Below are 13,524 nucleotides of genomic sequence, written 5' to 3' on the forward strand. Positions count from 1 at the left end.
ATGCAGGGCATCGAGCAGATCGTGCTCACAAGTTATGCCGACAAGCTGAGCGTTAGCAGCGCAGACCTCGACGGTTATGTCGATGGAACGCTTACCGGCAGCATTCTGAAGTCCAGCATACAAATTGATCTCGATAATGCGAAAGAGGGCAATCGCAGCAAAAGCGATTACGACACCGTGCAATATGTATCTCGTCCAGGCGTCCTGGGTAAGAGCGGCGTGGGATGGTACGACGGGTATACTTGGGGCGCTGGCAAGTTCGGGGAAGCGCTTACAACCGCGTTGGTAACACTTGCCGGTCCGCTTGGCGCTCTCGCGCTCAAAACGTCGTTGGCTACAGAGGAAATCGGTGCCAAGAGTCTTGGCGATGCGCTCAACGTCCGGGGCGTTGAAAATGTCATACTTACTGAGGCAGACGACCGTTTTTACTTCTCGGGTGATTACGCTGTCCATTCCGGTTACGGCGAAATATCCGGTGGCAAGGGTAGCGACATCCTCGTCTTTGACGGAGCAAAATACGTCAAGGCGGGTACGGCGGGGGCTACCGAAAACCTGCAACTCACGCTGGATGGCGGCGAGGGCAACGACTGGATCTATGCCTCTGGCGGGGAGAAGGCGATCACAGCCGGCGGTCTTGGTCGCGACTGGATCTTCAACACGTCGGACAAGGGCCAACTCTGGGGCGATTTCGCCAGCGGAGTAGATGCCGACGGCAACCGCGCTGCCGACGTGTCGGCCAACGCCGACAACTTCTGGTTCTACGCCAACACCACGATCGAGGACGCGCAGCACTACGACGTGCTGAAGTTCTTCGGCATTCCCATGACCGGCGGCGACGCGGCGGCTTCGATCGTCGGTTTTGCGCTCGGAGCAATGACAGGCAGCCTGCAGGTCGCCTCGGCTGTGAGCGGCGCGGCGCAGACAGCCGCCTACGCGAGCGGCAACAAGGTTTACTTCGACTACCTGATGCCGTTCCTCACCTACAAGATGGACGGCAAGGATCTGCTCGTCGGCGACATCTTCGATGGATTCTTCAAGGCGGTCACGGGCAAGCCGGGCATCTTCTCCGCGCCCGCAGGTGTTGGCAATTCGACCGACATCACCGGTGTGATGCGGATAAAAAACTTCGACTTCAATGCGACATATTGGGGTTACGAAACCTACGATCTCGGTCGTGTGAACGGCGACAGCGGCAAGCCTCAGGGCACCATGAACATGGTGTTCAAGAAGGGCAATCCGCTGATCGGCTTCCTTCAGCTCGTCGCTGCGCTCCCTCCGATAGCGGGATCGCAGGTCTTCGCGCTCGAAGCGCAGCTGCTTGCCTCGTTCGATTCCATTCTGAGCATGTTCACGGCCCTCAGCCGAGCGGCGAAGGCAACGGGTTGGGCAGACGGCAAGGATCCACTCGTCATCGATCTGGATGGCGACGGCATCGAGACAACCGATCAGGCCGATAGCGAGGTCTATTTCGACGTCGATGGCGACAAGTTCGCCGAGCATACCGGCTGGATCAGGGGCGACGACGGATTCCTCGTCCGCGACATCAACCGCAACGACCGCATCGACGACGTCTCTGAGATGTTCGGCGCACGCTTCGGCGGCGGCTTCGCGGATCTCGGACAGTACGACAGCAACGGCGATGGCCGGATCACTGTCGCCGATGCGATATGGTCCGAACTCAAGATCTGGCAGGATTACGATCAGGACGGTGTCACAGACGCCGGCGAACTGAAGACGCTTGACCAGCTCGGCATCGTCTCGATCTCCCTTGCGAAAGATCCGCTGTCGACGACGACGCCGCAGGGTGCTCAGCTCACTGGACGGTCGACGGTCACCTTCGCAAGCGGCGCCACGACGCAACTGTTCGAGGCGATCCTGGCGGCGAACGACATCGACACCAAATTCGCGGGCGAAGGCGGTCAAGCCGACTGGCAGAAGGGGCTGGCGCTCGACAGCAAGGGGTTCGGCTCGATCGCCGATCTGTCGGTCGCGATGGCCAACGACATCGGCTTCGGCGATCGAGTGGCCAAGGTCGCCGCGGCCATGACTGCCCCGAACCTCAAGACGCTGGTCCAGCAGGTAGGCAGCGTCATCGGCGAATGGGGGGAAACGCTCGAGACGACACGCGAACTGACTGCAGTCCTTGTTGGTACGGACGTCTCCGGCAACGCCGTGCTGCTCGATCGCGGCGTGTATCACGAGGACGCGGCTGGCGGCTGGTGGACGCGTGAATCCGGGGCGGCGATCACCGACGGCCAAGGCCAACCGGTCGCTCGCGCGACGATGGAGCAGCTGATCGCCATGGGCGGCGGCTGGCGGCTAGAGCAGGGTTGGTCCCCGGTCGACCGGGGCGAGGCTCCCACGTTCCGTGACGACGCGCCGTATCTCGTAAGGATCGTCGATGGTCGTGCAGTGGTGCTCGACTACGGCGTCAAGCAGGCAGACGGCAGCTGGCGGCTCGCAAGCGGTGCTGCGGTGACGGGCGCCGGGGGCCTAGCGATAGCAGCCCCGACCCGTGCAGATATCCTCGCACAGGCGCATGCCGCGGGGCAGGAATGGCGCGTCGAGGCGATCGGCTACAACCCGTACGCCAGTATCCCGGTGAAGCAGATCGGCGTTCGGTTCACTGATGGCATCGCGGTCGACTACACCGTGCAGGTCACCGATCGCGACGGCAGCTTCTACGTCTGGTCGCGCAACCTCGACCGTGCGCTGGAGCTTCAGGCGAAAACCGGTGACTATCGCGAATTTGCCTTGCGGAACTACGCGATCGATTTCGATCATCTCGACGAAGTCGGTTCAACCGACGACTCGACCTATCGCGTCGAACTGCTGACGCCGGCACAGTTCCATTTCGCGACGAGCCTGGGCGGTATCGACTTTCATCCGGAAATGTTGACCGCAACCGCGAACGACGCGACCGGTCATCTCAGCTATTCCGTGCTTCCGGGCATCGAAACCGGCGTACCGGGCACCGAATACGTGTCCGCGATCAAGCCGATGATCGATCTGATCGGCGCGGCGATGGCGGAATACATCGTCAGCAGTCGTCGCGCGGCTGTCCGGCTTGCGCTTGAAGGAGGGTTAAGCGGTTTCGCGAAGGGCATCGCCTACGACGTGACGACCAGCAGCTGGCACGCGACCACGGACCGCGAGCTTGCGCCCGTGTTCGAGGCTATCTTTGCCGGGGCGCCGAAGACCAACGTCGACGATGCCGCGTTAAACTATCTGACCGATTGGAACGAGATCCTTTGGCAGGTCTATCCCGACTATCAGATGAAGGGTGATGGCAACCTGTGGGGCGGCACGGTCGCGATCGATCAGGCCTACATCTTCCAGATGATGCTGCCGGCGTTCGAGACGGTCGGCATCCCGCTCGACATCTTCGCGGCAGCACATGCTCTGTCGATCGACGAGACGCGTATCCGCACGCATACATCGTCTGATACGACGGTGTCCGGCACCGACGGCACCGATTTCTTCTACATGACCGGTGGCGACCAGACCTATGTCGGCAACCGCGGGTCCGACTATTATTTCGTAGGTCGTCAGTCGGGTCAGGACCAGATCGTCGACGTCGATCTGGGTGACGTCGACGAGCTACGTCTCACCGACGTGAAGGCGGCCGACGTGACGGCGGTTCGCGATGGCGAAGACCTGATTCTTACCATCAAGGGGCGCATTGACAGCGTCCGCATCCGCGATCAGTTCCTCGGCGAACTCAACGACTATCTGCTGAATGGCAAGCAGTTCCAGTCGGGCATCGACACGATCGTCTTTGCCGACGGCATCATCTGGGATCGCACCCGGATGTCGCTCGAGGTCGTCGACCGCGATCGCGCGGCGGGCAACTACAACGACCCTTATATCGGTTCCGGCTCCGCCGACATCCTATGGGGCGGCAAGGGCAACGACTATCTATCGGGCGGCGCGGGTGGTGACATCTACGTCTTCGAGCGCGGCGACGGACAGGACGTCATCGACGACCAAGGTAAATTTTCGTTCGGGCCGATCAAGGCTGGACTCGATTTCCTCCGCTTCAACGGCGACATCTCTGCGAACGACCTCCGTCTGATCCGCGACGGCGCGAGCGACAACCTCAAAATCGTCGTCCTGGACAAGCAGGGCCGCGAGACGAGCGACACGATCGAGATCGTCGGGCAGTTCGGCGGTGTCCGACTGAACCTCGGTGCTTTCAAGGACCTACTGGGGGGCGATGCGGGTCTCGACTACGTCGCGCCCAATCTCATCGAGCGCCTGATCTTCGAAGACGGCACCAGTCTGGATTTCGAGCAGATCGTCGCCAAGGTGCTGGCCAACGCCAAGACCGACGGTGACGACGCGATCTACGGGATGCTCAACGCCAACACGCTGGATGGGGGACGAGGCGACGATTATCTGACCGGCGGTGCCGGTTTCGACACCTATGTCTACGGCCGTGGCTACGGCCAGGACGTGATCGAGGACGCCGACTATTCATCCTCGCTGTTCGGACCGAAGGACGATCTACTCACGTTCACCGACGATCTGCGCTGGACTGACTTCGACTACCTGCGCGAGGGCCCGTCAGACACGCTGACGATGCAGGTGAAGGGCACGAGCGATCAGGTGATCATGAAGGATTTCCTCAAGGAAATTCTGCTCGTCGGCTACATCAACCTCGTCGAGACCGTGAAGTTCGGCGATGGCACGACCTGGTCCTATCTGCAGCTGCTTCAGCACTACGTCGACGTCGCCGCTACCGCAGGCGACGATCACATCTACGGCTTCGAAGGCATCAGCGACCAGATCGACGGCGGCGCCGGCAACGACCTGCTCGAAGGCCTCAGCGGCAACGACCGGTATGCTTTCGGGCTCGGTAGCGGCTCCGATACGATCATCGACGCAGACGGCGACGACAGCGTTGCTTTCGCGGGTCTCGCCTCGACTGACGTCACCTTCTCACGCACCGCGCTCGACCTAGTCATCACGCTGAAGGGCACAGGCGAGCGACTGGTACTTCAGAACCAATACGTCCGGGACGGCGGACAGCATTTCGCGGTCGAGTATCTGCAGTTCGGCGACCGCACGGTCCTGTTCACCGACGTCAACCCGGAAGACCTCGATCTGGTCGGCACCAATGCCGACGACGTCATTCGCGGCTCCGATTTCGGCGAGACGATCGACGGGCGGGGCGGCAACGACCTTCTGATCGGTGGCGATGGCGGCGACACGTACAAGTTCGACATAGGCTATGGCGACGACGTGATCGTCGACAAGCGCGTCCGTGCATATTGGGACGATCGTCCGGGCATGCGCGTTCCGGTCGCCGATGCGATCGAGCTCGGGGCAGGCATCACGATCGACAACATCGTGTTCGCCAAGAGCGGCAACGATCTCGTCATCACCATCCGCAGCGAGAACGGCGTTGCCTTCGCGGATTCCTTGCGCGTGCGCGACCAGTTCGGCAGCGTCGAGAACGCGGTGGAACAGTTCCGTTTCTACGACGGCACCGTCTGGACGATCCGCGACATCGAGCAGAAGCTCGCGATCGAAGGCGGCAACAGCGCCGACAACGTCATCTCCGGCATTCTCGACCAGCCAAACGTCCTCGACGGGCGGCAGGGCGACGATCGCCTCGTGGGCGGAAATGCCGCGGACACGTATGCCTTCAGCGCAGGCTATGATTTCGATCGGATCGAAGAGAAGGCCGATCGTCCTGGCGTGATCGACAAGGTCGTGTTCGGCGAGTCCGTGGCGCGCGACGACGTGCGGTTCCGCCGGGACGGCGTGGACCTGATCGTCGACCTCGGCAACGGTGCCGATGCGCTGACGATCGTCGGCGGGCTCGCCTCGACGCGGGTCGAGGAGTTTCTGTTCGCCGACGGATCGACGCTCAAGCTCGACCAGTCCACGATCTTCACCGGCGACGATGGCCGGACCGTGACGCTCACCTCGGTCCTCGACCGGTTGCTGACCGGAACTGACGGTGACGACGACCTGGTCGGCTTTGACGATCGTGACGATACCATCGCCGGGCGCGCAGGCTCCGACGCGATGGCGGGCGGCTACGGAAACGACACGTATCGGTTTGGCATTGGTGACGGCAGCGACAGCGTCCGCGATTCCGGCGGGATCGATCGGATCGTGTTCGGGGATACCATAACTTCGGATCGCGTCACCTTCACCCAGGTCGGTGACGATCTGTTGGTGACGCTCGCCACCGGCACCGACAAGCTCGTGATCCTCGGTGGGTACAAGAATGCGCCGGTCGAGAGCTTCGTCTTTGCGGACGGTACATCGCTTTCGATCGTCGACGTACGTCGTCAACTCTATGCTGCGGCCTCGCATGAGGGGCAGGATATCGTCGATCTGCGCGATTTCGGCGCCAATATCGAACTGTCGACCGGACGCGGCAACGACCGCATCCAGCTTGCCGAAGGTAGCCGCCTGGTCGTCAACGCAGGCGACGGGCTCGACCGGGTCGAGATGCCTTCGGGCGTCGCGAACGCCACGGTCCGACTGGCAGACGTGCCTGCTAGCGGCGTCCGCGTCCGTCTGGCATCGCTCGACAGCCAAGACCTCGTCATCGACATGCTCTCGACGGGCGACCAGCTGACCGTCGCAGGGGCACTCGGCACCGGCGCGGTCCCGACTATCGAATTCGGCGACGGTACCGTCTGGACCAAGACGGCACTCGTTCAACGGGCGATCGACGATCAGTCGACCGATGGTGCCGACGTCATTCTCGGCAGTGATGGCGCCGACACGATCCGCGGCCTCAAGGGCGACGATCAGGTTCGCGGCGGCGCAGGCGACGATACCTACCTCTTCCAGATCGGCGATGGCCGCGACGTGATCGACGACGCGGGCGGCACCGATACGTTGAAGGTCACCGGCTACCGTCCCGATGAGATGGTGGTGTCACGCGCCGCCCCCGATCGCGCCGAACTCGTGTTGGCGTTCGGCGCCGCGGGCGATCAGGTCGTGCTGCGCTACGACGGCAACGGCCAAGGCGTGGATAGCGTCGTGTTCGGCGACGGCACGACCATTACGCGCGCCGCGCTCTTTGCGCGCGCCGACGCAGCTAGCCATGACGGCGATGATCGGATCGTTGGCAGCGGTGCGGGCGAAGTCCTGGCGGGCGGCCGCGGTGACGACGTGCTGATCGGCAACGGCGGTGCTGATACCTATGTCTTCAATCGCGGCGATGGCATCGACCGGATCGATGCGGGCAACGGGGCCGACGGCCTGGCGACGCTATCGTTCGGCGCAGGCATCTCGGTCGAGGACATCTTCGCCCACCGCGACGTCGATGGTAATCTGGTTCTCGGCATCTCGGGTACGAACGATCGTGTAGTACTGGTCGATCCCGCTGGCAGCATCGATCCCGTTGTCGCGAGCGTGCGCTTCGCCGATGGCCGGACCCGGTCCTTCCAGTCGTACGCGCTTGCGGTCGCTGCGACCGATGGCGACGATCACATCGTCGTTCCAGCTGCCAAATCGCAAATTGGAACATGGACCGGTGCCGAAATCTTTGGCGGACTGGGCAACGACGTATTGGAGGGCGGACGCGGCGCTGATGTCTTGACGGGCGGCAGGGGTGATGACCTGCTCAAGGGCGGCGACGGCGGTGATACGTATTATTTCGAGCGCGGCGACGGGCAGGACGTCATCGTTGACCTTGGCGGCAGCAACGATACGCCTGATCGCGTCCGCTTCGGCCCCGGCATCACCGCATCCGAGATCAAGGTACAGACCGCCGGTGGAAACGATGTAGCGCTTGTGCTCGGAACGAGCGGCGATCGCGTGCTGCTCAAGGATTTCCTCGCGCCCAATCCGGGCGGGCGTGACCTGTCGATCGAGCAGGTCCAGTTCGCTGACGGAACTGTTTGGCAACTCGCCGATATCTATCAACGGCTCGGAACCGGCGGTGCTGGCGACGACACGATCGACCTGTCTGGCATCGGCGACGTTGCGGTCACGATCTCAGGTGGTCGCGGCGACGATCTCCTGGTCGGCAGCGAAGGCGATACGACCTATCAGTTCACGTCGGGCGACGGACACGACACGATCCGCGAATCCGATTCCGCGGGGTCGTTCGACGTTCTCAAGCTATCGGGCGGGTTGACCAAAGCAGCGCTGGTCGTGACGAGGGTCGGCAGCGACCTCGTGCTCGGGTTCGTCGGCTCGGACGACCGCATCACGATCGCAGGCGGCGCGGTTGCGGGCCTCGCCCCGATCGATCAGATCCAGTTCGTCGATGGCACGACGCTGAACGCGGCTGTGCTGCGCACGCTCGTGGTCGACGCCGCGACAGCGGCGGCACGACTTCATCCGACGGCGGCGGGGGATCCTTTCACCGATCCGATCTTCGCTGGCGGCGGGGCCGGCGGCGGCGACTCAGGCGGCACGGGTGGCGGCAACACCACGATCGGCATAGGGACCGGCGTTACCACGAGCCTCCCAGTCGATGGCCTCGCGACGGTCGGCAACGCCAGCCACGTCATCGACGGCGAATATCAACTGACTCCCGATTACGGCTACGCCGTTGGCGCGGTGTGGGGGGGCATCGACCTTAGTCAGAACGTCACCTGGACCACGCAGATGTTCTTCGGTGGGAACGACGGGGGCGCGGATGGCCTATCCTTCGCGCTTCAGGCCCAAGGTCCGAGTGCGATCACGGGCGGCGGCGGCGGCGGCATGGGCGCGCTCGTGCCGGGCTCGTTCGGTGTGGTCTTCGACACCTATCAGAACGGTGGTCAGCCTGGCGACTTCTCGCAGATCGTCCGTAACGGTGAGTTCGACGATACCACGTTCGATCCGTTCCACGAGCACGGCAACATCGAGGACGCCCGTTGGCACGACGTCGTGATCCGTTGGGACGCCGGGTCTCAGACCTTGTCCTACTCGTTCGACGGGGCGTCCGTCTCCAGCAAGAGCTATGATGCCGAAGGACTGCTGTTCGGCGGCGCGACGCAGGTCTGGTTCGGCTTCGGTGCGGGCACGGGTGGTGCGAGCAACGATCAGCGTGTGCGTATCCTCGCAGTCGATACCTCGACGCCGAGCGCGGCGACGGATGTCGGACAGGTCGGTCAGATCGGATCGGGTCTGTTCTCGAGGCAGCTCATCGGTGCGGCGGCGCAGAACGAGTATGACGTGTTCGTCTCCGCGGCACGCTGGGGTGACGGCGTCGATACGATCGTGAACTTCGCGTCCGGCGCGACCGGCGACGCTCTCGACATCGCCATCGCGCAGGGTCTCGTAGGCGACGTCGTGGCGCGTCAGGTTGGCGCAGATACCGTGGTGTACTTCGCCGAGCGTGGCACCGTCTCGCTCGATGACGCGCGTGCCCTACTGCGGCTCAGGAACGTGCGGGCGAGTTCGCTCACCGACGAGAACTTCGCAGGCGGCGCGCACATCGTCGTCTCCGACCAGACGCTCAGCGGCACCTCGGGTGCCGATACGCTGACCGGCAGCTGGGGAAATGACACGATCGTCGGTTCGTTCGGATCCGACCGGCTCGTCGGTGCCGCCGGCAACGATCGGCTTGAGGGCGGCAGCGACAACGACGTCTACGTGTTCGGTCGCGGCAACGGGCAGGACACGATCCGCGACATCGACTCCGCCTACAACTATTACTCTGGCGGCTACGACGCGATCGAGCTCGGCGCGGGCATCGGCGCGACCGACCTTCGCTTCGAGGTCGCTGGCAGCGATCTGGTCATAGCTCTGTTCGGAAGCGACGATCGGATCACGATCCAGAACGGCTTCCGCAACGACCGCTACCGTATCGAGGAGCTGCGCTTCGCCGATGGCTCGGTGATGACGTATGCGCAGATCGTCACGCAGTTGACCGTAGGGTCCTCGGGCAACGACAGTCTCACCGACGATAGCGGTGCGGGCGTCCTCACGGGCGGGGCCGGCGACGATGCTCTTTCGGGCTACTTCGGTGCCGACCGGCTCATCGGTGGAACTGGCAACGATCGTCTGGAAGGCGGCAGCGACGACGACGTCTACGTGTTCGCGCGCGGCGACGGCCAGGACACGATCCGCGACGTGGATTCCGCCTACAACTATTATTCGGGCGGCTACGACGCGATCGAGTTCGGTGCGGGCATCGTCGCGGCCGACGTGCGCTTCTCGGTGTCCGGAAACGATCTGATCATCTCCCTATCGGGAGGTGACGACCGCATCACGATCCAGAACGGGTTCCGCAACGACAGCTACCGCGTCGAGGAACTGCGCTTCGCCGACGGATCGCGGCTGAGTTATGCCCAGATCGTCGGTCAGCTATCGAGCGGCGGCGAAGGCGACGACTATGTTGCCGATGACGCTGGTGCTGGAGTCCTCACCGGTGGTGCCGGGAACGACGTCCTTTCGGGCTTCTTCGGTGCCGACCGTCTCATCGGCGGGACTGGCAACGACCGTCTGGAAGGCGGAAGCGACAACGACGTCTACGTGTTCGGCCTTGGCGACGGACAGGATACGATACGCGACATCGATTCGTCCTATAACTACTACTCCGGAGGGTATGACGCGATCGAGTTCGGCGCCGGGATCGCGGCGTCCGACCTGCGCTTCTCCGTAGCAGGCCGAGACCTCATCATAAGGGTCGGCAACGGCAGCGACCGGATCACGATCGAAGGCGGCGCGAACGAAGAGAGCCTGCGGATCGAAGAGCTGCGTTTCGCCGACGGATCGCTCATAACCTACGCCGATGCCATGGCGCGTGTCGCGGCCGGGCAGACGCCCGGATTGACCGAAGTGGGCCAGGCGCAGGGCGCGCTCGCGGGGGGTGCCGGCGACGATACGATCGACGCCTCGTCCTTCCCGAGCGGCGCCGAGCTGATCGGTGGTGCAGGCAACGACACGCTGCTCGGTTCCTCGTCCAACGACATTCTGGATGGCGGAACAGGGAACGACCAGTTGCTGGGCGGCGGCGGCTCGGACACCTACCGCTTCGCCGCAGGCTTCGGGCACGACGTCATTGGGCAGGGTGGCAACAACGGGCCCATGCTTCGGGCCGACGGGCCTTCAAATAGTGGCGCAGATGGTACGATCGTCTTCGGTGAAGGCATCAGCGTTGCGGATCTCGTGGTCGAGTTCGACGGCTACGACCGAATGGTGCTTCGCTTCACTGGTACGAACGACCGGATCACCACGAACGCGAGCATGATCGGGTTGGTCACCTTCGCGGACGGAACGGCGCTGGACAACTCCGCACTGATTGCGCGTGCAGTGCCGATCGGCACCGGAGGACTGTCGCTCGACGGGACCAGTGCGTCTGGGCCGCTCGTCGGGAGCGACGGCGAAGATCAGATTAGCGGCAGCGGTGGTGCAGACGAGATCCTTGCCGGCGCTGGCGATGACACGATCTATGCAGGTGACGGCGACGACATCCTGGTCGGCGGTCAGGGCAACGACTATCTCGATGGCGGTCGTGGCGCTGACGTATACCGCTTCGCTGCTGGCTGGGGCCAGGATCGGATCAATCCGTACAACTACTCCTGGGCGGGCAGCGGTTACGGACCCGACTGGATCGAGTTCGGGATGGACGTCGATCCCACCGACATCGTCGTCGAGGCCGATTATCAGGATCTACGGCTGCGATCGCGGAGCAACGGCGACCGCATCACCGTTGAAAACGGACTGAGCGGTGCCGCGAACTTCGCTGGCGTGCGCTTCGCCGATGGTACCGTATGGACCGCGGCCGATCTCGCGCAGATCGCCGTCCCGGTCGAGACCTCGTTCATAGACCAGCCGCTGGTCGATGATGCAGTGCTTGCCGGAGGTGTCGGTAACGACACGTTGTACGGGGACAGAGGCAACGACCAACTGAGCGGCGGTGTTGGCGACGACGCGCTCGAGGGCAATGGCGGAGACGACGTTCTGAACGGGGGCGCCGGCAGCGACTTCCTTTCGGGCGGTGCAGGGAACGACACCTATCGCTTCGCCGCGGGTTGGGGACAGGACAGTCTGTTCGACACCAGCGGCGGTGGAAACGACGAGCACAACCTGCTCACGTTCGATGACGGCGTGGCCCAGGGCGATCTGGTGATCGAACGGTCGCGAATCGGCAATGATATGATCATTCGTCGTGTGGGCAGCGGAGACGTGCTTACGCTGGTGAACGCGCAGAACGACGCGGTGATCGACGGGGCTCGCTTCGCCGACGGCAGCTTCTGGAGCCTGGCCGACATGCGGGCCGCTGCGACGATCCAGTCGGGCGTGGATCTGGTGGCCGTCGGCAATCCCGATGAGTTAACCGGAGGGACTGGCGACGATCTGATCTCCGGGCTTGCCGGCGATGACAAGCTCGTCGGTGGCGCAGGCAACGACCAGCTGATTGGCGGCGCAGGTAACGATGATCTTACGGGCGGCACCGGCAACGACCTGCTCGACGGCGGGAACGGCGCTGATACCTATCGGTTCGCCCTCGGCGATGGCCATGATTCGATCGCGACGGTCGGATATGAACTCTTCGACGACCGCATCGTATTCGGCGAGGGGATCGCACCCGAAGACGTTCAGCTCGTATCGGAATACGGCTACAATCGGTTCCAGATCATCATCGGCAGCGGTGCGGATCGGATCACGGTCGACAACGGATATTATTACTCGCTGCCATCCATGCAGTTCGCCGACGGCACCGTGTGGGACGCCAACGAGATCGCGTCGCGGACCAGCTACCAGTCGCCCGACCAATACCAGTTCGGCGATGCCGGAGATAACACGCTCGTAGGTTCCGCAGGGTCGGACTCGCTCTTCGGTCAGAGCGGCGACGACACCCTGATCGGAGGCGCGGGTGACGATTATCTCGTCGGGGGCGAGGGGCAGGACACCTATCGCTTCTCGCGCGGGTTCGGCCAGGACACAATCGCGGCGGATTACGTACCCGGCGGCGGCAGCTATGCAGGCCCCGGCGACGTGATCGCTTTCGACGAAACGATCGGGACGACCGACGTTCGCGTCGAACGCGGCGGGGACGGATCGATCTACCTTCGCGTAGACGGCACGGACGATCGTATCATGTTCGACGGCGGTGAAACCGCGCTGAGCCTGATCTCAGCCGTTCGTTTCGCAGACGGCACGAGTTGGACCGGCGACGACCTCGCCGCGCGTCTGGTCGATGCTCCGTTCGCGGTTCTGCGCGGAGTTGGCGTCGCGGATTCCTTGTCCGGTTCTGCCGGTGACGATCTTCTCGACGGTGCCGACGGAGATGACATCCTGGCAGGAGGTGCCGGTAACGACATACTGATCGGCGGCGATGGCGACGACGTCTTGATCGGAGGAGCTGGCAACGACCTGCTCGAAGGCGATGCGGGCGACGATATCTACCGTTTCGCGCCAGGATTCGGTCAGGATCGTGTCTACGCCTTCGGCAACCCTGGCGAACGCGACGCGATCGTCTTCGAAGCGGGCTACAATCCGTCCGATTTCAGTGTGCGTGCGAACGCCACCGACGGCTACTTTACGCTCGAAGCTTCAGGCGGCGCGGACCAGTTGCGTCTGTTCGGCTGGCAGGCCGGTTACGAGATCCGC

At 63.3% G+C, this 13,524-nt stretch carries 1 protein-coding gene (only partly in view); it reads left to right on the plus strand.

Going from position 1 to position 13,524, the window contains the following annotated elements; genetic code table 11:
* Positions 1-13,524, plus strand: partial view of a tandem-95 repeat protein gene (locus O6Y00_RS00820; protein WP_353441377.1) — the 5' portion only. It continues 21,732 nt past the right edge of the window; only the first 13,524 of its 35,256 coding nucleotides appear in the window; it begins with the start codon at positions 1-3; its stop codon lies beyond the right edge, outside the window.

Origin of the sequence: Sphingomonas faeni (genome assembly GCF_040407565.1) — a bacterium.
Lineage (GTDB): Bacteria > Pseudomonadota > Alphaproteobacteria > Sphingomonadales > Sphingomonadaceae > Sphingomonas > Sphingomonas faeni_F.